The sequence below is a fragment of the Brevundimonas sp. MF30-B genome (assembly GCF_004683885.1).
Classification (GTDB): domain Bacteria; phylum Pseudomonadota; class Alphaproteobacteria; order Caulobacterales; family Caulobacteraceae; genus Brevundimonas.
On record NZ_CP038440.1, the window covers coordinates 2,171,827 to 2,194,300 of the forward strand.

A 22,474-nucleotide genomic window follows, 5' to 3' on the forward strand; every position below is an offset into this window, starting at 1 on the left:
CAGACGACAGGGCGCACCGCACCTCATGGCGCAGCAATATATTTTCCAGATGCAAGGCCTGACCAAGGCCTTTCCCGGCGGCAAGAAGATCTTCGAGAACATCTGGCTGAGCTTCTATAACGACGCCAAGATCGGCGTCGTCGGGGTCAACGGCTCGGGTAAATCGACCCTGCTGAAAATCATGGCCGGCCTGGACAAGGAATTCACCGGCGAGGCCAAGGCCGCCGACGGCATCAAGCGCGGCTATCTTGAGCAGGAGCCCCAGCTGGATCCGGCGCTGAACGTCCGCCAGAACGTCGAGGCCTGGTGCGAAGAGAAGCAGTGGGTCAACCGCTTCAACGAAGTCGCCGCCGAACTGGGCGAAAACTACACCGACGAGTTGATGGAGGAGATGACCGCCCTCCAAGAGAAGATCGACGCCGGCGACGTCTGGGACATCGACAGCCGCATCGAAATGGCGATGGACGCCCTGCGCTGCCCGCCCGACGACTGGGAAGTCACCAACCTGTCGGGTGGTGAGAAGCGCCGCGTGGCCCTGGCCCGCCTGCTGCTCTCGAAGCCCGACATGCTGCTGATGGACGAACCGACCAACCACCTGGACGCCGAGTCGGTGGCCTGGCTGCAGCATCACCTGGAGAACTTCCCGGGCTGCGTCATCCTGGTGACCCACGACCGCTACTTCCTGGACCAGGTGACCAAGTGGACGCTGGAGCTGGACCGCGGCAAGGGCCACCCGCACGAGGGGAACTACTCCTCGTGGCTGGAGGCCAAGCAGAAGCGCGTGGTTCAGGAGCAGTCGGAATCCGAAGCCCGTCAGCGCGCCCTTACCCGCGAACTGGAATGGGTCCGCTCGGGCGCCAAGGCCCGCCAGGCCAAGTCCAAGGCCCGTTTGGCCGCCTATGAGCGGATGGTCGACGAGCAGGAAAGCATGCGCGGCGCCCAGACCCACGCCCACATCCAGATCCCGCCTGGCCCGCGTCTGGGCAATGTGGTGCTGGAGGTCGAGGGCTTGCAAAAGTCCTACGGCGACAAGCTGCTGTTCGACAATCTGACCTTCAAGCTGCCGCCCAACGGCATCGTCGGCGTCATCGGCCCCAACGGCGCCGGCAAGTCGACCATGTTCAAGCTGATCACCGGCCAGGAAACGCCCGACGGCGGCTCCATCAAGGTCGGCGAGACGGTCAAGCTCGCCTATGTCGACCAGTCCCGCGACGACCTGAAGCCCGACGAGACCATCTGGCAGGCCATCTCGGGCGGCACCGACGTGATGATGGTCGGCAAGCGCGAGATCAACACCCGCGCCTATGTCGGCAGCTTCAACTTCAAGGGCGGCGACCAGCAGAAGAAGGTCGGCCAGCTGTCGGGCGGTGAGCGCAACCGGGTTCACCTGGCCAAGACGCTCGCCTCGGGCGGCAACCTGATCCTGCTCGACGAACCGACCAACGACCTGGACATCGAGACGCTGCAGAACCTGGAAGAGGCGCTGGAGCAGTTCGCCGGCTGCGCCGTGGTCATCTCCCACGACCGCTGGTTCCTGGACCGGCTGGCCACCCACATCCTGGCCTTCGAGGGCGACAGCCACGTCGAATGGTTCGAGGGCAACTTCGAGGCCTACGAGGAAGACAAGAAACGTCGTCTCGGCACCGACGCCCTGATCCCGCACCGGATCAAGTTCCAGAAGTTCGGACGCTGATCCCGACACGCTGACAGAACGGCCTTCCGACACGATCGGGAGGCCGTTTTTCTTTGGACCCACGTGGACTAGGCTGCGGCCATGACCCAACGTCCCGCCGTCCTGATCATGCAGCGGCATCTGGCGCCGCTGACCGGCTTTCTGGAAAGCCAGTACGACGTCTATCGCTTCTGGGAGGGCCCGCCGGTCGAGGCGCAGGCCGACATCCGCGCCCTGATCGTGGCGGGCGAGTTCGAACTGGACAAGGCGTTGGTCGAACGATTGCCACAGCTGTCGCTGATCGCCTGTTTCACCTCCGGATACGACGGCGTCGACGTGGCCTGGTGCCGCGCACGGGGGCTGGAAGTCACCCATGCGCCCGGCGTCAACCACGAGGATGTGGCGGACCACGCCTTGGGCCTGATCCTGGGTTCTCGCCGCGCAATCGTCAGCGGCGACCGCGCCCTGCGCGCCGGCGGGTGGACGCCGGAAAGCAAGAGCCTGAGCCCATCGCTGGCGGGCCAGAAACTGGGCGTCGTCGGCCTGGGCGGCATCGGCGAGGCCGTGGCGCTGAGGGCGCAGGCCTGTCGCATGGCGGTGTCGTGGTGGGGTCCGCGCGAAAAGCCGGACGCAGCCTGGCCGAGGGCCGCCAGCCTGCTGGACCTGGCTCGCGACAGCGACGTGCTGGTCATCGCCTGCAAGGCCGACGAGACCAATCGCGGTCTGATCTCGCGCGAGGTGATCGAGGCGCTGGGCCCCGATGGTCTGCTGGTCAACGTCGCGCGCGGACAGTTGGTGGACGAGGCCGCCCTGATCGCCGCTTTGAAGGCCAGTCGTCTGGGCGCAGCCGCGCTGGACGTGTTCGAGACCGAGCCGACCGATCCCGACCGCTGGGCCGATGTGCCCAATACGGTGCTGACCCCGCACACAGGCGGCGCGACCACGGCGGGTGTTCAGGGCATGCTCATGCTGATGCTCCAGAATCTGGCCGCGCATTTCGCTGGCGAACCGGTCAGAACCCCGGCTGCGTAGGCAAATTCTACTTGCATAATCATATAAGGATATCCTTATATGACCGCATGACCTTGAGCGCCGAACAGACCGTCGAAGCCCTGCGTGCGGCCGGCGAGCCGACCCGCCTTCGCGTCCTGTCGCTCCTCGCCGCCGAGGAGCTTTCGGTCATGGAGCTGTCCAGCGTGCTGGAGCAGAGCCAGCCGCGCGTGTCGCGTCACCTGAAGCTGATGGCGGACGCCGGCCTGATCGAGCGCTTCCCCGACGGCGCGCGGGTCTACTACCGCCTCTCGCACGACGCCTTGCTGCGCGGCCTGATCGACACCGTGCTGGATCTGCTGGACGACGCCGCGGGCGAGGCCGACCATCGCAGGCTCGAACTGGTCCGCAAGGACCGCGAGCAGGCCGCCACCGCCTATTTCGAACAGGTCGCGCCTCAGTGGGACCGCCTGCGCTCCCTCTATGTCAGCGAAAGCGCGGTCGAGGCCGCGCTGGAACGCGCCGCCGGGCCCGGACCGTTCGAACGGGTCGTGGACCTGGGGACGGGTTCAGGCCGGATGCTGACCCTGTTCGGCAAGAAGGCGAAGATGGCCGTCGGCCTCGACCTCAGCCAGAACATGCTCAACATCGCCAGGGCCAATGTCTCCAAGGCCGGGCTGGACAAGGTCGAGCTGCGCCACGGCGACATCTTCGCCACCCGCCTGCCGGCCCAAAGCGCCGATCTGGTCGTGGTGCACCAGGTGCTGCATTACCTGGCCGACCCAGCTTCCGCCGTCGCCGAGGCGGCGCGGCTGGTGTCGCCGGGCGGGCGGCTGCTGATCGTGGATTTCGCCCCGCATGATTTCGAGCACATGCGAGAGGCGCACCAGCATCGCCGGCTGGGCTTCGCCGACGCCGAGATCGCCGGCTGGCTGGCCAACGCAGGCCTCACGTCGTCGGCGCCGATCGCCCTGCCGCCGGACAAGGAGGGGCTGACCGTCACCGTCTGGACGGGCGAACGTCCGGCCGTCGCCGAACGCAGGAGCGCCTGATGACCTCCCTGGCAGAGGCCCGCGCCCTGCTGTTGTCGCCGCTCGGCCCGGTGGCGCGCGCAGGCTCGAACCATGACGCCGTGCGTGTCTCCTTCGAGTTCTTCCCGCCCAAGACCGACGAGGCCGAGGCCAATCTGTGGAAGGCGATCCGGCGGCTGGAGCCGCTGAACCCGGCCTTTGTCTCGGTCACCTATGGCGCCGGCGGGTCGACGCGCGAACGCACGCACCGCACGGTGCAGCGGATCATCGCCGAGACCGCCCTGCGCCCCGCCGCCCACCTCACCTGCGTGGAGGCCAGCCGCGACGAGGTGGATGAGGTGATCGCAGGCTATAAGGCCATCGGCGTCGATCACATCGTCGCCTTGCGCGGCGATCCACCCGGTGGAGCGGGGATCGGCGGCGTCTATCAGCCCCGCGCCGACGGCTACGCCAACGCCACCGAACTGACCCGGGCCATCAGCCGCGCGGGCGGGTTCGACGTCACTGTCGGCGTCTATCCCGAACAGCATCCCGAGAGCCCGTCCATCGATCACGACATCGATGTGCTGAAGGCCAAGGTGGACGCCGGGGCGACCCGGGCGGTCAGCCAGTTCTTCTTCGACATCGACGCCTTCCTGCGGTTCCGCGACCGCGTGCGGGCGGCGGGTGTGACCATCCCGCTGATCCCCGGCGTGATGCCGGTGTCGAACTTCGCCGGCCTGACGCGAATGTGCGGCGCGTGCGGGGCCAGCATACCCGACTGGCTCAAGGCCCATTTCGATGGGCTGGACGATGACCCCGAGACCCGCAAGCTGCTGGCCGCCTCTGTCGCCGCCGAGACCTGTGCGCGGCTGCAGGAAGAGGGATTTTCTGACTTCCACTTCTACACCCTGAACCGGGCGGATCTGGTCTACGCCATCTGCCGGGTGCTGGGCGTGCGCGAAACCAAGGTGGTCGCCTAGATGACGTCTCCCCTCACCCGCCCCGAGCGGATCGCCGCCCTGCACGCGGCGGCTAAGGCGCGCATTCTGGTGCTGGACGGCAGCTGGGGCGTGATGATCCAGCGGCGCGGCCTGGAAGAGGCCGACTTCCGCGGCGAACGCTTCACGGCGGCCAACGGCTATGACGAAAAGGAGCAGATGAAGGGGAACAACGACATCCTCTGCATCACTCGGCCCGACATCATCGGCGACCTGCACGACCAGTATTTCGAGGCCGGCGCCGACATCAGCGAAACCAACACCTTCTCGGCCACCACAATCGCCCAGGACGACTATCGCCTGGACGCCCAGGCCGTGTGGGACATCAATCTGGAAGGGGCCAGGCTCGCCCGCGCCTCGGCCGACCGCTGGACGGCGAAGGAGCCGCACAAGCCGCGCTTCGCCGCCGGCTCGATCGGTCCGCTGAACAAGATGCTGTCCATGTCATCGGACGTGAACGACCCCGGCGCGCGCCTGGTGACCTTCGATCAGGTCTATGAGGCCTATCGCCATCAGGTGAAGGCGCTGAACGAGGGCGGCGTCGACCTGTATCTGATCGAAACCATCACCGATACGCTGAACTGCAAGGCCTGCATCAAGGCCATCAAGGACCTGGAAGACGAGGGGCTGGAGCCCCTGCCCATCTGGATCTCGGGCACAATCACCGACCGGTCGGGCCGGACTCTGTCGGGCCAGACGGCTGAGGCGTTCTGGAACAGCGTGCGTCACGCCAAGCCGTTCGCCGTGGGCTTCAACTGCGCGCTGGGCGCCGATCTGATGCGCCCCTTCATCGCCGAACTGAGCCGCGTCGCCGACACCCTGGTGGCGGCCTATCCCAACGCCGGCCTCCCCAACGCCATGGGACAGTATGACGAACAGCCCCACGAGACCGCCCACTTCATCGAGGAATGGGCCGCCTCTGGCCTGGTCAACATCGTCGGCGGCTGCTGCGGCACGACGCCGGACCACATCAGGCACGTGGCGGAAGAGGTCGGCCCGCTGAAGCCCCGAGCCATTCCAGAGCGGCCGGTGGCCATGCGTCTGTCCGGCCTGGAGCCCTTTGAGTTGGTGGCATGAGCAAACCCGCGTTCAACTTCGCCGACCCGGATTTCGTCGCCAAATACATCGAGAAGGGCCCGCGCGCCTTTATGCCCGGCCAGCCCGGGGTGCTGCAGATGGCGGGCATCCTGCTGGGCGAGCGCGTGCCCGACGACGGCCATGTGCTGGTCGTCGGCGCAGGCGGCGGACTGGACACCCAGTCCCTGGCCAAGGCCGGCCCCGGTTGGCGCTTCACCGGCGTCGATCCGGCCGGAAAGATGCTCGACCTCGCCCGCCACATCCTGGGCGAAGAGACGATGGCTCGCGTCGAGCTGATCGAGGGCGGCGTCGAGGCTGCGCCGGACGGTCCGTTCGATGGCGCGACGATGATCTTGGTGCTTGGCATCCTGCCGGACGACGGCGCCAAGCTGGCGACGCTGAAGGCCATTCGCCGCCGCCTGAAGCCGGGCGCGCCCTTCGTTCTGGTCGATCGGTGCGACCGGGCGGACAATCCCCAGTTCGACCGCAATATGGACCGATACGTCGCCTTCGCCGCGGCCAACGGCGTCGATCCAGAGACGTTGAGGAACGCCCGCGCCAGCCATCGCGGCAACCCGGGCATGGTTCCGGCCGAACGCGACGAGGCGCTGCTGACCCAAGCCGGCTTTGCCGACATCGAGCACTTTCATCATGCCATGAACTGGCATGGTTGGGTGGCGTACGCGTGAGACCTGTCTTCATCAACGTCGGCGAACGCACCAACGTCACCGGCTCGGCCAAGTTCAGGAAGCTGGTGGTCGAGGGCGACTATTCGGCGGCTCTGGACGTCGCCCGCCAGCAGGTCGAGGCGGGCGCTCAGATCATCGACGTCAACATGGACGAGGGTCTGCTGGACGGCGTTGTCGCCATGCGGACCTTCCTCAACCTGATCGCGGCCGAGCCCGACATCGCCCGTGTGCCGGTGATGATCGACAGCTCCAAATGGGAGGTGATCGAGGCGGGCCTGAAGTGCGTTCAGGGCAAGCCGATCGTCAACTCGATCTCGATGAAGGCGGGCGAGGCCGAGTTTCGCGAACAGGCGGTCAAATGCCTGCGCTACGGCGCCGCCGTCGTGGTCATGGCCTTCGACGAGGTGGGCCAGGCCGACACCGCCGCCCGCAAGATCGAGATCTGCACCCGCGCCTATCGCATTCTGGTGGACGAGGTCGGTTTCCCGCCCGAGGACATCATCTTCGACCCCAACATCTTCGCCGTGGCGACGGGGATCGAGGAGCACGACAACTACGCCGTCGACTTCATCGAGGCGACGCGCGAGATCAAGGCCACCCTGCCCTACGCCCGCGTCTCGGGCGGCGTGTCGAACGTCAGCTTCAGCTTCCGCGGCAACGAGCCGGTACGCCGGGCGATCCACAGCGTCTTCCTGTACCACGCCATCAACGCCGGCATGGACATGGGCATCGTCAACGCCGGCGACCTGCCCGTCTATGACGACATCGACCCGGTGCTGAGGGAAGCCGTCGAGGACGTGATCCTGAACCGGCCGCAGCGGACCAATGTGTCCAACACCGAGCGGCTGGTGGACATGGCGCCCAACTACAAGGGCGAGAAGGGCGCGGCCAAGGTCGCGGACCTGAAATGGCGCGAACAGCCGGTCGGCAAGCGGATCGAGCACGCCCTAGTCAACGGCATCACCGAATTCATCGAGGCCGACACCGAAGAGGCCCGCCTGGCGTCCGAGCGCCCCCTGCACGTCATCGAAGGCCCGCTGATGGACGGGATGAACGTGGTCGGCGACCTGTTCGGCTCGGGCAAGATGTTCCTGCCGCAGGTGGTGAAGTCCGCCCGCGTGATGAAGCAGGCCGTGGCCTGGCTGGAACCCTTCATGGAGGCCGAGAAGGCCGGCAAGCCGCGCGAACAGGCCGGGCGCATCCTGATGGCCACGGTCAAGGGCGACGTCCACGACATCGGCAAGAATATCGTCGGCGTCGTGCTGCAGTGTAACAACTATGAGGTCATCGACCTGGGCGTCATGGTCCCGGCCGACCGCATCCTGGACGCCGCCGTCGAGCACAAGGTCGACATCATTGGCCTGTCCGGCCTGATCACCCCGTCACTCGACGAGATGGTCTTCGTCGGCGCCGAGATGGAGCGGCGCGGCTTCGACATTCCGCTGCTGATTGGGGGCGCCACCACCAGCCGCACCCATACGGCGGTCAAGATCGAACCGGCCTACGCCCGCGGCTCCACCACCTACGTCGTGGACGCCAGCCGCGCCGTCAGCGTCGTCTCGGGCCTGCTGTCGCCGACGGAGAAAGCCCGCAACGAGGCCGCAACGCGCGACGAATACATCCGCATCCGCGAGCAGTACGCCCGGGGCCAGGAGGTCAAGGCGCGGGCGTCCCTGCCCCAGGCCCGCGACAACCGCTTCCGCCTCGATCCGGTCCAGCCTCGGCCCGGCAAGCCGGCCTTCATCGGCGTTCGCGCCTTCGGCGCCTGGGACTTGCAGGACCTGGCCGACCACATCGACTGGACCCCCTTCTTCGCCAGCTGGGAGCTGATCGGCCGCTATCCGCTGATCCTGGACGACGAGATCGTCGGCGAGGCCGCGCGCGACCTGTTTAAGGACGCTCAGGCCATGCTGAAGCAGATTGTCGCCGACAAGTGGTTCACCGCCAAAGGCGTCGTCGGCTTCTGGCCCGCCCGGGCCGTCGGCGACGACATCGCCGTCTTCGCCGACGAGAGCCGCGCCGAAGAGATCGCCCGCCTCCACACCCTTCGCCAGCAGATCAAGAAGTCGAACGGCAAGCCCAATCTGGCCCTGTCGGACTTCGTGGCCGAAGACGATCAGGACTACATCGGCGCCTTCGCCGTCACGGCCGGCCACGGTGAGCTGGAGGTCGCCAAGCGGTTCAAGGACGCCGGCGACGACTATTCCGCCATCATGGCCACCGCCTTGGCCGACCGCCTGGCTGAGGCCTTCGCCGAACGGCTGCACAAGGAAGTGCGCACCCAACTATGGGGATATGCGTCCGACGAGGCGACCACCGTCGACGACCTGATCGCCGAGAAATACCAGGGCATCCGCCCTGCCCCAGGCTATCCGGCGCAGCCCGATCACACCGAAAAGGCGACGCTGTTCCGCCTGCTGAACGCCGGCGACAACGCCGGCATGGCCCTGACCGAAAGCTTCGCCATGACGCCCCCGGCCTCGGTCTCGGGCCTCTATTTCGGCCATCCGGGCAGCCACTATTTCGGCGTCGGCAAGATCGACCGCGACCAGGTCCAGGACTACGCCGCTCGCAAGGGCTGGGACCTCGCCACCGCCGAACGCTGGCTGGCCCCCATCCTGAACTACGACCCTCAGGTGGCGCCGCGCGAAACAGCGGCCTGACGCCTAGGTGGAAGGCGCGCCGGTCTCGTCCAGGCCCACGTCGCTCAGCGTGGCCGGCGGCGTGGTGACATTGCCGCGCACGCGTCGTGCCGCGTGTTCGCAGCGTCCAGGCAAACCATAGAAGAGGCCGAATACCTGGCTGCGAGCAGCCTCGTCTTCGTTCGCCAGGACCGGCGCCCATTTCGCCCTCGCTTCCGCAGCGGCGGCGGCAGCGGCGGTTTTCTGCGCGGGCGTGGCGCGCGTCTCTGCGGCCGTAAGAGCGGCGCGGAAATCGGCTGCTTCCAGACGGCCCAGGCGCATGATCTCTCGGTCCAATTCGTCGGGATTGCTCAGGCTTTCGCCCGCCGCGACGTGGCCCGACACCAGAGCCTCGCACCAGGCCACCAAGGGGTAGTCCTCTCGAGGCGCACCCGGCGGCAGATCTCGCGCATAGGCCAAGGCCTCGCGCGTGCGTTCCGATTCCCCCGACTCCGCTCGATTGGCCGTCGCGATGGGGCCGTCCTGAGAGGGCTGCGCTTGGCCCGACACAAGGCTGAGCAACACGGCGGCGGCATAGGCGATCATTGATGTGTCCGAATTCAGCGGCCCCGACGGCCCGATCGTCAGCAACGCCTGACGGGGTCGAATGGTTTTTCCATGACACAGAAAAAAGGCGGCGGGCCGAAACCCGCCGCCTAGGTTTGAAATCAACTTGGCTTAAAACGCCAGGTCGAAGCCGATCCGCACGCTTCGCGGAGCCTGATAGGCGATGGGCGAGCGGTACTCGGGATCGATCCCGCCACCGTCGACTTCGCCGAACTCGTTGGCCTCCGTCACGTTTCTACGATTGAACACGTTGAACACGTCGGCGCGGAACACGAGGTTCTGCGTAAAGCGTGTCGGCACGGAGTAGCGGAAGGACAGGTCGAGGCGATCGACCCAGTCTGTCTCGAACGCCGTGCCGCGATCCACCACGACGCCGCCGCAGAAGCGTGAGATGGCGCCGTAGCCGTTGTTGGCCACGTCGGCGTCCAGATAGCCCGCCGGCGCATTGCCCAGGCAACCGTAGGGGCGCGGCGATGTCAGCGAGAAGTTCGCCCCGATCAACAGGTTCTGTGTCGCCTGCCAGGAACCGAACAGCTTGAACTGATGGCCCCGGTGGTTGGGCAGAAGCCCTTGCTGACCGGGCAGGAAGACCAGGAAGTCGAAGTCGGTGACGATGCCGGCGTCGGTCTGTCCCAGGTCGGATTTGACCGCCCCTTCATAGTTGCCTTCCGACTTCGAGATCACATAGGACCCTTGAAGGCCCCACACGCCGTCAAACGCCCGTTCGAACGTGAACTCGATGGCGCTGTATTCGCGGCGCGCCTTGGGCAGCCGCAAATCCTGGGCGCTGAGCGTGACCGTACGGTTGGTGGTCTCGCCTTCGAAGATGTCGGGCAGGGTCGCCACGACGTCGCTGCCGGGGTTGATGATCAGATAATAGTGCTGGCCGTTGTAGATTTCCGCGCAGCCAGCGCCGTCGCTCGGATCATCGGGATCGCCGATGACCAACGGGATGCCTTCGCGTTGGCAATAGGCCACCACGGCCTGATCCAGCAGGGCGTCTTCGACGACCCGACCGAGCTTGCGATAGGTGCCGCCGATGCCGACGGTCCATTCGTCATTGACCCGAAGCTGATAGCCGAGACGGAACTCGTCTTCGTAGGTGGACTTCAGGTTCTGAGCAGAGATGAACTCAGGCGGAGTGGACGTGCCGTCGTCTCGGATCGAACAAGCCGCTCCGGATGTCGAAATCGCGCCAAGGCCCGGAGGACAGGGCTGAAGCGAAGATGCGCCGGTCGCATTCGTGATCTGAGGACCGAGACCCGCCGTCGGCAACCCCGTGACAGGATCCAGCGCCCCGATGGTGCCGCCAGGGCCGTTGCCTCGGAAGTACTCGTTGAAGTCGATCGCGGGCGAGGCGATGCGGAAGGCCGTGTTGGACGCGATCGGCAGGAAGTAGCGGCCATACGACCCGAAAAGCTTGCTGCGTGCATCGCCGGTCAGGTCGTAGGAGAAGCCGAGGCGCGGCCCGATCTCGTTGTCGAAACTGACGAACGGCGTGCCGTTGGGGTCCTGAACCTCGAACTTGTCCTGCCTCAGTCCGAGTTGAACGTTGAGCCGGTCGGTGACATCCCACGAGTCCTGGATGTAAAGGGCCTCGTTGACGCCGGCGAACCCGCCGCCGGCCACAAACACGCGCGTGTCGATGTATTCGGTGCCCGGCGCCAGCCCCAGCGTATTTGTGGCGCCGGCGGTGCGGTAAACGTAGTTTCGATCACCATTACGGGTCGAAGTCTGCGTCAGGAGGGTTTCCTCCTTGTCGTAGCCTAGACGCACGTGATGCTGACCGAAGAAGTCGAAATATAGGTCGGCGTCGGCCCGCCAGAACTTCCGCTCGGTCTCGAACGGCAAGTTGGTTGCCGCCGCGGACTGGCGGCTCACGCGGGTCGGCGAGGACGGATTGGTTCGCGCATCCTGAACGAGGGCCTCATCGCGCAGATTGTTGAATGCGGCGAGGTCCTGGTTGCTTTCACCATAGGCAGCCGACAGCGTCAGCCAGTCGGTGAAGTTGCCGGTGTAACGCGCGACCCAGTTATCGCCGCCCTGGAATTGGGTCGCGGTCGACAGGGGCGTATCCCCGATGGTGTTCGTTGTCGGATCGAAAGAATAGTTCTGGCGGGTCCGAGTGCGTTCAGTGTTCCAGTAGGTCGCTTCAAGCCGGTGATCTGGCGTGATGTACCCGTCCAGCTTGATCCCATAGAAGGGATCCTTGCTCCAGGTATCGCGCGAATAGGTGCCAGACGTGGTGGCCACTGCCGACTCGGTGTCCGCCCATGACACGATGCCATAGGCGAACAGGCGATCGCGCAGGATCGGACCGCCGACTTCGGCGGTGAAGGTCTTTTCCTCGAACTCGCCGACTGAGTTCTGAACGAGATAGGTGTTCGGCGCGTCGCTTCTCAGCGAATCGGGCGCCCAGGTTCCGTGCAGTTCGACGATGAAGTCGTTCGTTCCGGACTTGGTGACGGCGTTGATCACCCCGCCGGTTGCACGGCCGAACTCGGCGGAATAGCCGCCAGTCTTGACCTCGACCGTCTTGTAGAACTCGAACGGAACGCCCGCGCCGCCCAGACCATTGACGAAGTTGGTCGTGTTCAATCCGTTGACGAAATAGGCGTTCTCGGCGACCGACGCCCCCGACAGCGAAGGCGGCGTCTGGAACTGGGCGGTGGCGACACCGAAAGCGGAGTCACCGGCGACCGCCCCTGGCGCCAGCAGGGTCACCGCCGTGATGTTGCGGGCGATCGGCAGTTGGTTCGTCAGATCCTGAACGTCAAGGACGGCGCCGGCCGTCGTCTGGGTGAAGTCGAGCGAACGCCGCACCCCAGTGACCACGACATCGGCGACCGTCGTCGCGTCGGCGTCAGCGCTTGCGACCGTGAAGACGTAACCCGACTCGCCGCCAAGCCGGACCTGCACATTGTCTGAAATGCTGTTGTAGCCAGGGGCGTTGACCGTGACCGTGTATCCGCCGGTCGGGATCAGGGGGACGCGGAAGCGGCCCGAGGCATCGGTCGTCGCTTGCCGCACGATGCCTTGCTGGTTGGAAACAATCGAAACTGCGGCTCCGGCTACGGGGGCGCCGCTGGTGCTTTGAACAGTGCCGCTGAGCGTGCCGGCGGTATAGTCCTGAGCCTCGGCGATCGAGGGGGTCAGCATGACAACGGCGGGCGCGGCGGTCAGCGCCATGAGCGCGGCGCCGCCGAACATTGTGGAACGCAGCAAGCGCTCCCGGAAGGTGCGGGTTTTCAAGCGTGGTCCTCCTGAGGCGGACCGCCCTGTGCGAGACAGAGCCGTCCGCAACCTTGCCCGACCGCCCCAATGCGGCCCGACTCTGCGACTTTATGCCTCACCACCGCCTTGTTACAGCCCTGTAATGAGGAAAGCCGGCGCCTGTCACCCAAGCGACACACATCTTATAGCGGCTTGTTCAATAAGGCTTTTCCTATGATCCATCTCGCGCAGCTGGAAAACGCCGTTCTCGTTTCGTCGCAGATCAGGGCCGAAGACCTTGCAAGGTTGATGAAGCAAGGCGTCGCGCTCGTGATCAGCCATCGTCCCGATGACGAGGAGCTTGGGCAGCCTACGGCGCAGGACTTGGACGCAGCCGCGCGCGATGTCGGGTTGACCTTCATCCACGCTCCGGTGCGGGGTCTGCCCGACGAGGCGGCGATCGCCGCGACGGCGCAGGCGCTGGAGGGCGCGGGGTCCGAGGGGACGGCGCTGCTGTTCTGTCGCTCGGGCATGCGGTCCGCCGCCGCCTGGGCCATGGCGCGGGCGCGACAGGGCGTCGATGCTGCGTCGCTCAGGGCCGCCGCGGCTGCAGCCGGTTACGACCTGTCTCGCGTGCCGCTCTAGCGGATGATGGCGGCGCGGCTGGCGTAGGGCGCAGGTTCCGGCGTGCAGGAGGCGACGATCAGCTGGGCCGCCATGAGACACAGAACCGCCGCAACAACGGGCTGGAGCCGGTTTGACACAGCGAATAGGGTCGATCGCAGCATGAAACGCCTCGGAGGGAGATTGCCGAGGCGTTAACGCAAGGCTCAGGCCAGACCGCATGATCCCCTTTGTCCGCGACTTTGAATTCAAATACGGCCGCTGCGATCGGGTGTCGCCGCTGATCCGACGGGTGGTGGCCGACAACCCGGGCGCCTTCACCTTCACCGGCACGGGAACCTACATCGTCGGCCGCGATGCGCCCGGCGCGGCGGTTGCCGTGATCGATCCCGGCCCACTGGACGAGACGCATCTGGCCGCGCTTCTCAAGGCCGTCGAGGGCCAGAACGTCAGCCATGTGCTGGTCACCCACACCCACCGCGACCACGCCCCCCTCGCCCGTCCTTTCGCCCGGGCTGTGGGCGCGCCCATCCTGGCTGCAAATCCGCCGTTGAGGGACACGCACGCCTCGGGCGGACTGGACGAGGACGACGACGACAGCTTCCAGCCCGACATCATGCTGAGAGGCGGCGAACGGATCGCCGGCGACGGCTGGACGCTGGAGGCGCTGTCCACCCCCGGCCATGCGTCGAACCACATGGCCTTCGCGCTGGAGGAAGAGGACGCCCTGTTCAGCGGTGACCACGTCATGGGCTGGTCCACCACTGTGGTCGCGCCGCCCGACGGCGACATGGCCGCTTATATGGCCAGCCTGGACGCCGTGATCGCGCGCGGCTTCCGGACGATCTGGCCGACCCACGGAGCGCCGATCGCCGAGCCTGAGCCCTTCCTTGCGGCGTACAAGGCGCATCGACTGGCGAGAGAGGCCCAGGTGCTGGAGCGGCTGGCGCTAGGCCCCGCGACCATCGCTGACATGGTCCCGAGCCTCTATGCGGCGGTCGATCCGCGGTTGTGGCCGGCGGCGTCGCTGTCGGTGCACGCCCATCTGATCCACCTGGTGCGCAAGGGGCGCGTGCTGGCCGAGCCTGCGCCCGAGTTTCAGGCGACCTACCGGCTGGTCTGATCCGTCATCTCGTCCAGGATGCGCCGGGCCAGGCGGCAGGCGACGTCGCCTTGCGGCTGGTCATGGCGGGCGATCACCCGCACGTCGGTGCGACCGGGCCGGATGCGCACCACGGCGTCGTGGCCCAGGCCGAAGAAATAGCCGTCGCGGTCGCCCTCGGCCCGGAAGGCGGCGAAGCCGATGACGTTGAAGCCGGCTTGGCGAACCGCCCAGCCGGCCACTTCGGGGGCGACCTGGGTAGGCAAGGCCTCAAGCCCGTCGCAGGCGACGCTTTCGCCCAAGGGCGAGGCGCCGGCCGCCGTGCGCGCTGACATCAGCTGGCGCGATAGCGACGGCGGATCGGCCGGATCGGTCGTCACGTCGTTCGGGCCGGGGACTGCCTTGGCCGCCTGGGTGAAGAAGACCAGCGCCGATCCCGCCGCCAGCACCAGGGCCGCCAGCGCCCAGACGCCGCGATCACGGATGTCCACGCGCGCGATCAGCACCGCCGCTAGGGCCGCGAACAGGGCCACGAAGACCAGCCCGCGTACGACCGTCAGGACCAGAAGACCCCGCGCCGTCTCGACATCGAACAGCCCGAACTGTCCGCCGAACACGGCGACGACCGTAACGATCAGCGGCAGCGCCGCGACCAGAACCAGCGCCTTCAACCGGAATTGGGCCCTCTTGTCGGCGGCCGGATCAGCCATGCGGGATCAGCCCGCCGCCGGCAGGCGATAGTCCTTCATCTGTTCGCGCAGCAGCTTCTTGTCGATCTTGCCGGTCGCGCCCAGCGGGATGTCGTCGACGAAGACCACGTCGTCCGGCATCCACCATTTGGCGATCTTGCCCTGCAGGAAGTCGAGGTGCTCCTGCTTGTCCTGGCTCTCGCCGTCCTTGAGCTTGACCAGCAGCACCGGCCGTTCGTCCCACTTGGGATGGGCCGCGCCGATCACGGCCGCCAGGACGACCTTGGGGTGGCCCATGGCGAGGTTCTCGATCTCGATGGAGCTGATCCATTCGCCGCCGGACTTGATGACGTCCTTGGCGCGGTCGGTGATCTGCATGAAGCCCTGGGCGTCCACCGTCGAGACGTCGCCCGTGTCGAAGAAGCCTTCGGTGTCCAGGATCTCGCCGCCCTCTTCCTTGAAGTAGGCGCCGGCCACGGTGGGCCCCTTCACCATCAGGCGGCCATAAGTCCTGCCGTCGTGCGGCATCTCCTGGCCGGCGTAGTTCTTGAGCTTCAGCTCGACGCCCAGCGGCGGCGTGCCCTGCTTGACCCGCCACTTCAGCTGCTCCTCGAACGGCAGAGCCTCGATCTCGGGCGGCATGTTGGACAGGGTGCCGATGGGCGAGGTCTCGGTCATGCCCCAGCCTTGCAGCACCTCGACGCCGAACTCGTCGTTGAAGGCGCGGATCAGGCTTTCCGGCACGGCCGAGCCGCCGATGAGCACGCGCTTGACCGTCGAGAGCTTCAGGTTGTTCTCGCGCAGGTGGGTCAACAGGCCTTGCCAGACGGTCGGCACGGCCGCCGAGAAGGTGACCTTCTCACTCTCCAGCAGCTCATAGATGGCCGCCCCGTCCATGCGCGCGCCCGGCATTACCAGCTTGGAGCCCGCCGCCGGTCCGCCGAACGCGATGCCCCAGGCGTTGGCGTGGAACATCGGCACGACCGGCAGGATCACTTCCTTGGGCGTCGCGCCCAGCACAGTGCTCTGCAGACCCAGCAGGGTGTGGATGAAGTTCGAGCGGTGCGAGTACAGCACGCCCTTCGGATTGCCCGTCGTGCCCGAGGTGTAGCAGAGGCCGCAGGCCGTGTTCTCATCGAACCCGCCCCAGGTCACATCCTCGGAGCCCTGCTCGACGATCGTTTCGTAACAGTCGACGACCGGCAACTGCGTCTGCGGCATGTGGTCTGGGTCGGTCATGACCACGACGCGCTCGACCGACGGGCAGTGCTTCAGGATCGCGTCCAGCAGCGGCACGAAGGTCAGGTCGACGAAGATGATGCGGTCTTCGGCGTGGTTGATGATGTAGACCAGTTGCTCGGGGAACAGGCGCGGGTTGAGGGTATGGCACACCGCGCCGATCCCCATGACGCCGTACCAGGTCTCGATGTGGTTGCCTGTGTTCCAGGCCAGGGTCGCAACGCGGTCGCCCGGCTTGATGCCCCAGGCCAACAGCGCGCTGGACACGCGCTTCGCCCGGCGATGAATCTCAGCGTAGTTGGTGCGAACGATCGGCCCTTCGACCGAGCGCGTCACCACTTCGCGGTGACCGTGCCAGTTCTTGGCGTGGTCAAGGATCTTGTCGACCGTCAGCGGCCAGTCCTGCATCAAACCCAGCATCGCGCATTCCCTCGGCGTTGCGCCGACCTTGATCGCGGCGCTTTTCAGCACGCTAAACGAAGTGATCAGCGTTAAGCAACGTGACGCGAGGTCAGGATCGGCGCGACGGATGGTCCCGCGTCCGCCCCTGTGCCAGAAGGCGCGCCATGACGCTTCTGATCGCCATCACCGGCGGCTCGGGCTCAGGCAAGAGCACCCTGGCCGAGACCCTCATCGCCGCCCTGCCCGCCGGTCGGGCCGTGCTGCTGCGCGAAGACTCCTACTACCGGGACGCCGCCAGCCTGCCAGACTTCGACGCCGCGACCTTCGACTTCGATGACGTGGCGGCGCGCGATCACGACCTGCTGATACGTGATCTGACAGATCTCAAGTCGGGGCGGGATGTCGTCGCTCCGGTCTATTCCTTCATCCACCACGGGCGCGAGCCGGGCGGCGAACCGGTCGCCGCGACCGACGTGGTGGTCGTCGAGGGCGCGCATCTGCTGTGCACGCCTGCTCTGGCTGCCCTGTTCGACATCAAGGTCTTTGTCGACACCCCTGCCGACATCCGCTTCATCCGCCGCCTCCTGCGCGATCAGGCCGAGCGCGGCCGCACCGCCCAATCCGTGATCGACCAGTATCTGGGCACGGTGCGACCCGGCCATGAGCGGCTGACCGAACCCTCAAAGGTGCTCGCCGACTTCGTGGTGGCCGACGCAACGGCCGCTGTGCGGCTGACCGATCCGCAGGCAGTCGTTCGTCTGGCGGTGCCCGTTCTGGCCCACCCCCTGCTCACTGCGCTTAAAGAACGCTGAAATTCGGACTTGCGGTTGTCCTCCCGCGGCGCGATCATAAACGCGCTGTCAGTGAGTTTACATGACCATCGCCTCGAACGTCGACGATGATCCGCGCCGCGATACGGTGCTTCGCATCGCGCGCCGGTCTTTCACCGCTGATGGATACGCCGTCACTCGCATGGAGCCCATCGCGCGCGAGGCGGGGGTGTCCACGGCTACTCTTTACGCCCTGTTCCCGTCCAAGGAGCATCTGTTCGCCGCCGTGATCGAACGCGCGGCCGATGACTTCGCAGAGCGTATGAGCCGTGTGCGTGACGAGGCTCAAGGCGACGCGCGTCAGCAGTTGGTCCGGTTCATGTCGGGCTACGCCGGCTTCATGGGCGATCCGTTCATTCGCTCCATCTTCCGTCTGGTGATGGCCGAGCGGGCCCGGTTCCCCAAGCTGGCGCTGCACTTCTTCGAGCGCGGTCGTTCCGACTTCGGCGGAGTCCTGATGCAAGCCCTGCAGCGCCTCAGCGCCGCCGGCCAACTTGAGGTTCCCAAACCCTCATGGGCGGCCGGACAGTTGATGGGCATGGTCGAACACCCGGTCTTCTTCATGCCCATCGTGACCGGGGACGAGCGCATAGCCGCTCGCGGCCACGATCAGATCGTTGAAGACGCGGTCGAGACGTTCCTGGCCCGCTACGGCCGCTGAGCCCTCAGGCCCGGCGGCGGCCGCTCCAGCGCTTGTTTGACGCAGCCGCGTTTCCGCCCGCCTTGCGGTTCTGACGGTCGCGCCAGACCTGCCACGCCAGGGTCGCCAGGGCCAACTTGCCGGCGTTGCGGCCGGCCAGGCGGCGGCCGCCGCGCGATAGCAAAAGGCCGCCGATGATGGTGGCGATACGGGGGACGAACATGACGGACTTCCTTGTAAGCCCGTCGATAACGGTCCAGTCCCCCGTCGGTTTCAGTAGCTCTGCAGCGGCCGCACATCCAGGTCGCCGGCGCGGATGGCCGCGATCCCCTGTGCCGCGGCGAGGGCCCCGGCCGCCGTCGTGTAATAGGGGATTTTCATCATCAGGGCGGTCCGGCGCAGGCTGAAGCTGTCGGTCAGCGACTGCTTGCCCTCGGTCGTATTGATGACCAGCTGGACCTCGCCGTTCTTCATGGCGTCGACGATGTGCGGACGGCCTTCCAGCACCTTCTTGACCAGGCCGACCTCTTCGCCCTGCTCGGCCAGATAGCCGTGGGTGCCCGAGGTGGCGATGACGCTGAATCCTTGGGCCTTCAGCGAGCGGACGGCTTCAAGGATGAAGGGCTTGTCGCCGTCCTTGACCGACACGAAGGCGCAGCCTTCCGTCGGCAGCACGGTGCCGCCGCCGATCTGGGATTTGGCGAAGGCGCGGGCGAAGGCGGGCGTCATGTCGGCCTCCCCATCGCGCTTCCAGTCCAGGCCCATGACCTCGCCGGTCGAGCGCATTTCCGGCCCCAGCACGGTGTCCACGCCGGCGAAGCGGGCGAACGGGAAGACCGCCTCCTTCACCGCGATGTGGTCGTAGGGTTTGTGCTCCAGGCCGAAGGACGAAAGCTTTTCGCCCGCCATCACCTTGGCGGCGATGGCGGCGATGGGCTGGCCAATGGTCTTGGCCACGAAGGGCGCGGTGCGGCTGGCGCGCGGGTTCACTTCCAGCACGAAGATGCGCGGGCTTTCGCTGTGCGGCTCTTCGATCGCGAACTGGACGTTCATCAGGCCGCGCACCTTCAGCGCCCTTGCCATTTCCGTCGTCTGGCGCATCAGCTCGGCCACCGTCTCGGCCGACAGCGAATAGGGCGGCATCGAACAGGCGCTGTCGCCCGAGTGCACGCCGGCTTCCTCGATATGCTCCAGCACGCCGGCGACGAAGACCGTCTCGTCGTCGCACAGGGCGTCGACGTCCACCTCGGTGGCGCGGTTCAGATAGTGGTCGATCAGCACGGGATCGTCGCCTGACACGCGCATGGCCTCGTGGACGTAGCGGTCCAGCTGCTCGCGATCGTGGACGATCATCATCCCCCGGCCGCCCAGCACATAGGACGGGCGCAGCACGACGGGATAGCCGACGTCTTCGGCCTTCTGCGCGGCCTCCTCGGCCGAGCGGGCCAGGCCATTCGGCGGCTGCATAAGGCCGATCTCGCCCAGCATCTGCTGGAAGCGCTCCCGGTCCTCGGCCAGGTCGATGGAGTCGACCGAGGTGCCCAGGATAGGCACCCCGTCTTCCTGAAGGGCGTGGGCCAGCTTCAGCGGCGTCTGTCCGCCGAACTGCACGACGACGCCGATGAGGTCGCCCCTGGACCGCTCGACGTCGATCAGCTCCAGCACGTCCTCGGCCGTCAGCGGCTCGAAATACAGGCGGTCGGAGGTGTCGTAGTCGGTCGAGACCGTCTCGGGGTTGCAGTTGACCATGATCGACTCGACGCCGATGTCGGCGAAGGCGAAGGCCGCGTGACAGCAGCAGTAGTCGAACTCGATCCCCTGCCCGATCCGGTTCGGACCGCCGCCCAGGATGACGGCCTTCCGGAGATCCGACGGCTCGGCCTCGCAGTGCGGCGTCTGGCCCAGCACACCCGTCTCATAGGTCGAATACATATAGGCGGTGGCCGAGGCGAACTCGGCGGCGCAGGTATCGATGCGCTTGAACACCGGACGCACGTCCAAGGCGCGGCGCGCCTTGCGCACCTCCGCCTCGGTCCCGCCCGTCAGCTGGCCCAGACGGGCGTCTGAGAAGCCCTTGGCCTTCAGGCGGCGGAACTCGGCGGCTTCGCGCGGCAGCCCCTTCACCCGCAGATGCCCTTCCGCGCGCACGATGTCGGCGATCTGGCGCAGGAACCAGGGCTCGTAGGCGCAGGCGGCCTGAACCTCTTCGACCGTCAGCCCATGGCGGAAGGCCTGGGCGATGACGCGGATGCGGTCGGGCGTCGGACGCCCCAATGCGCGCACCACTGCGTCGCGGATGGAGGCTTCCTCCTCCATCTCGGTCACGCCTTCGATCTCGATCTCGTCGAAACCATTGAGGCCGGTTTCCAGCCCGCGCAGGGCCTTCTGCATCGATTCTTGGAAGGTGCGGCCGATGGCCATGACCTCGCCGACCGACTTCATCGCCGTGGTCAGCAGGGGCTCCGAACCCGGATATTTCTCGAAGGCGAAGCGCGGAATCTTCGTCACGACATAGTCGATCGACGGCTCGAAACTGGCCGGCGTCACCTGGGTGATGTCGTTCTGAAGTTCGTCCAGGGTGTAGCCCACGGCCAGACGGGCCGCGACCTTGGCGATCGGGAAGCCCGTGGCCTTGGACGCCAGCGCCGAGGAGCGCGACACGCGCGGGTTCATCTCGATCACGACCATGCGGCCGTCCGCCGGATTGATCGCCCACTGGACGTTCGAGCCGCCCGTCTCGACCCCGATTTCACGCAGGACGTTGATCGAGCCCGTGCGCATCCGCTGGTATTCTTTGTCCGTCAGCGTCAGGGCCGGGGCGACGGTGATCGAGTCGCCTGTGTGGACGCCCATGGGGTCCACGTTCTCGATGGAGCAGACGATGATGCAGTTGTCCGCCGTGTCGCGGACGACCTCCATCTCATATTCCTTCCAGCCCAGGACGCTTTCCTCGACCAGCACCTCGGTCGTCGGCGACAGGTCCAGGCCGCGCTCCACGATCTCGCGGAATTCCTCGACATTGTAGGCGATGCCGCCGCCGGTGCCCGCCAGGGTGAAGCTGGGACGGATGATCGCCGGCAGGCCCACGAAGGCCAAGGCATCGTCGCCCTCCTCTACCGTATGGATGGCTCGCGAGCGCGGGCTTTCCAGGCCCAGCTTGTCCATGGCGTCGCGGAATTTCTGACGGTCCTCGGCCTTGTCGATGACTTCGGCCTTGGCGCCGATCATCTCGACGCCGTGGCGCGCCAAGGCGCCGGACTGCTCCAGCGCCAGCGCCGTGTTCAGCGCCGTCTGGCCGCCCATGGTCGGCAAAAGGGCGTCAGGCTTCTCCTTGGCGATGATCTTCTCGACCATCTCGGGCGTGATCGGCTCGATGTAGGTGGCGTCGGCCACCTCCGGATCCGTCATGATGGTGGCGGGGTTCGAGTTCACCAGAATGACCCGGTAGCCCTCGGCCTTCAGCGCCTTGCACGCCTGCACGCCCGAATAGTCGAACTCGCACGCCTGGCCGATGACGATCGGGCCGGCGCCGATGATGAGGATGGACTGGATGTCCGTACGCTTGGGCATCTGAAGCCTCTTTCCGTCAGTTCGTCACGACCGCGCACTCCCAGCCGTCATACTCCAGCTGGAAGGCCGCGGCCCAGGATTGCATCATCGAAGACACCGGCGCGAAGGACGTCTCGTCCACCGCCATGGTCGTCTCCAGAACCGTCTGGTCGTCGGCGCCGCGCGTGACGAAGCCGGCGCGCCGCGCCACCTCGTTCAGGTCGTCGTGATCGCCGTCGCCGTGGAAATAGAAAAGCGTGTGCCGCGGGGTGACCCCGCTGTCGCCATGTTCGGCCAGCGCCGCGCGCACCATAGCGTCGCGCTCGTCATGAGGAACATCGTGGGACAGCGCCGTCAGCCTTTCGCGCACGCGCGCGACGGCCGCGATCATCGCTCGCGCCCGCCGTCGCCGGATTGTGGGTCAAGGGCGCGGTTTAGAGGGGCGGCCGGAACGGGGCAAGCAAAACCCGCGCGGCTTGACCTAACCCTGCGCCAGCGC

Annotated in this window: 19 protein-coding genes; 11 read left to right on the top strand and 8 right to left on the bottom strand. The window is 66.5% G+C overall.

All coding sequences use genetic code 11. From position 1 onward, the window contains the following. Positions 1-25: 25 nt before the first annotated feature. The 7 genes from ettA (at position 26) to metH (ending at position 9,102) form a co-directional block, all read left to right on the top strand. The gene (gene ettA, locus E4M01_RS10995; RefSeq protein WP_135064784.1) at positions 26-1,693 is read left to right on the top strand and encodes an energy-dependent translational throttle protein EttA; all 1,668 of its coding nucleotides are present in this window, start codon (positions 26-28) and stop codon (positions 1,691-1,693) included. Positions 1,694-1,774: 81 nt separating this feature from the next. Further along, positions 1,775-2,704, top strand: a complete 930-nt coding sequence (locus E4M01_RS11000; RefSeq protein WP_135064781.1) for a 2-hydroxyacid dehydrogenase — start codon at positions 1,775-1,777, stop codon at positions 2,702-2,704. Between the two features lie 47 nt (positions 2,705-2,751). Then, complete coding sequence (locus tag E4M01_RS11005) at positions 2,752-3,714, top strand: metalloregulator ArsR/SmtB family transcription factor (protein ID WP_135064778.1); 963 nt, start codon at positions 2,752-2,754, stop codon at positions 3,712-3,714. After that, on the top strand, positions 3,714-4,655 hold the full coding sequence (gene metF / locus E4M01_RS11010) for a methylenetetrahydrofolate reductase [NAD(P)H] (RefSeq protein ID WP_135064775.1): 942 nt from the start codon (positions 3,714-3,716) through the stop codon (positions 4,653-4,655). The genes E4M01_RS11005 and metF overlap by 1 nt, the downstream gene beginning before the upstream one ends. Then, on the top strand, positions 4,656-5,750 hold the full coding sequence (locus tag E4M01_RS11015; RefSeq protein ID WP_135064772.1) for a homocysteine S-methyltransferase family protein: 1,095 nt from the start codon (positions 4,656-4,658) through the stop codon (positions 5,748-5,750). After that, positions 5,747-6,439, top strand: a complete 693-nt coding sequence (locus E4M01_RS11020; protein WP_135064769.1) for a bifunctional 2-polyprenyl-6-hydroxyphenol methylase/3-demethylubiquinol 3-O-methyltransferase UbiG — start codon at positions 5,747-5,749, stop codon at positions 6,437-6,439. Before E4M01_RS11015 ends, E4M01_RS11020 begins: the two co-directional genes overlap by 4 nt. Beyond that, complete coding sequence (metH, locus tag E4M01_RS11025) at positions 6,436-9,102, top strand: methionine synthase (RefSeq protein ID WP_135064766.1); 2,667 nt, start codon at positions 6,436-6,438, stop codon at positions 9,100-9,102. Before E4M01_RS11020 ends, metH begins: the two co-directional genes overlap by 4 nt. A gap of 3 nt (positions 9,103-9,105) precedes the next feature. On the opposite strand, the gene E4M01_RS11030 is transcribed toward metH, so the two are convergent. Both E4M01_RS11030 and E4M01_RS11035 read right to left on the bottom strand, forming a co-directional pair. Then, the gene (locus E4M01_RS11030) at positions 9,106-9,666 is read right to left on the bottom strand and encodes a hypothetical protein (protein ID WP_135064763.1); all 561 of its coding nucleotides are present in this window, start codon (positions 9,664-9,666) and stop codon (positions 9,106-9,108) included. A gap of 132 nt (positions 9,667-9,798) precedes the next feature. Continuing rightward, positions 9,799-12,939: a TonB-dependent receptor gene (locus E4M01_RS11035; RefSeq protein ID WP_245158284.1), complete on the bottom strand. Its 3,141-nt coding sequence runs from the start codon at positions 12,937-12,939 to the stop codon at positions 9,799-9,801. Positions 12,940-13,134: 195 nt separating this feature from the next. Here E4M01_RS11035 and E4M01_RS11040 point away from each other — a divergent pair, with 195 nt between their 5' ends. Further along, positions 13,135-13,545, top strand: a complete 411-nt coding sequence (locus E4M01_RS11040) for a TIGR01244 family sulfur transferase (RefSeq protein WP_167765408.1) — start codon at positions 13,135-13,137, stop codon at positions 13,543-13,545. On the opposite strand, the gene E4M01_RS14340 is transcribed toward E4M01_RS11040, so the two are convergent. Next, positions 13,542-13,688 (bottom strand): hypothetical protein, encoded by a 147-nt coding sequence (locus E4M01_RS14340; protein ID WP_167765406.1) that lies wholly within the window; start codon positions 13,686-13,688, stop codon positions 13,542-13,544. The two genes, E4M01_RS11040 and E4M01_RS14340, sit on opposite strands and share 4 nt — an antisense overlap. A gap of 56 nt (positions 13,689-13,744) precedes the next feature. Between E4M01_RS14340 and E4M01_RS11045 the strand changes: the two genes are divergently transcribed. Further along, positions 13,745-14,647, top strand: a complete 903-nt coding sequence (locus E4M01_RS11045; RefSeq protein ID WP_135064757.1) for an MBL fold metallo-hydrolase — start codon at positions 13,745-13,747, stop codon at positions 14,645-14,647. Here the strand turns inward: E4M01_RS11045 and E4M01_RS11050 are convergent. Both E4M01_RS11050 and E4M01_RS11055 read right to left on the bottom strand, forming a co-directional pair. Beyond that, positions 14,632-15,336: a DUF1499 domain-containing protein gene (locus tag E4M01_RS11050; protein WP_135064754.1), complete on the bottom strand. Its 705-nt coding sequence runs from the start codon at positions 15,334-15,336 to the stop codon at positions 14,632-14,634. The genes E4M01_RS11045 and E4M01_RS11050 overlap by 16 nt on opposite strands. Positions 15,337-15,342: 6 nt before the next feature. Further along, positions 15,343-16,974, bottom strand: a complete 1,632-nt coding sequence (locus E4M01_RS11055; RefSeq protein WP_135064751.1) for a long-chain-fatty-acid--CoA ligase — start codon at positions 16,972-16,974, stop codon at positions 15,343-15,345. Between the two features lie 146 nt (positions 16,975-17,120). Between E4M01_RS11055 and udk the strand changes: the two genes are divergently transcribed. After that, the gene (udk, locus tag E4M01_RS11060; RefSeq protein ID WP_135064748.1) at positions 17,121-17,768 is read left to right on the top strand and encodes a uridine kinase; all 648 of its coding nucleotides are present in this window, start codon (positions 17,121-17,123) and stop codon (positions 17,766-17,768) included. Between the two features lie 61 nt (positions 17,769-17,829). Further along, positions 17,830-18,447, top strand: a complete 618-nt coding sequence (locus E4M01_RS11065) for a TetR/AcrR family transcriptional regulator (RefSeq protein WP_135064745.1) — start codon at positions 17,830-17,832, stop codon at positions 18,445-18,447. A gap of 4 nt (positions 18,448-18,451) precedes the next feature. Here E4M01_RS11065 and E4M01_RS11070 read toward each other — a convergent pair whose 3' ends face one another. The 3 genes from E4M01_RS11070 to E4M01_RS11080 are packed head-to-tail and all read right to left on the bottom strand — an operon-like array spanning position 18,452 to position 22,366. Then, positions 18,452-18,649, bottom strand: a complete 198-nt coding sequence (locus E4M01_RS11070; RefSeq protein WP_135064742.1) for a cysteine protease — start codon at positions 18,647-18,649, stop codon at positions 18,452-18,454. A 50-nt stretch (positions 18,650-18,699) separates the two neighbouring features. After that, a complete protein-coding gene (gene carB, locus E4M01_RS11075) occupies positions 18,700-21,996 on the bottom strand; it encodes a carbamoyl-phosphate synthase large subunit (RefSeq protein ID WP_135064739.1) in 3,297 nt (1,098 codons plus the stop codon). A gap of 16 nt (positions 21,997-22,012) precedes the next feature. After that, positions 22,013-22,366 carry a ribonuclease E inhibitor RraB gene (locus E4M01_RS11080; protein WP_245158283.1) on the bottom strand — a complete coding sequence of 118 codons (354 nt, stop codon included), beginning with the start codon at positions 22,364-22,366 and terminating at the stop codon, positions 22,013-22,015. Positions 22,367-22,474: the final 108 nt, after the last annotated feature.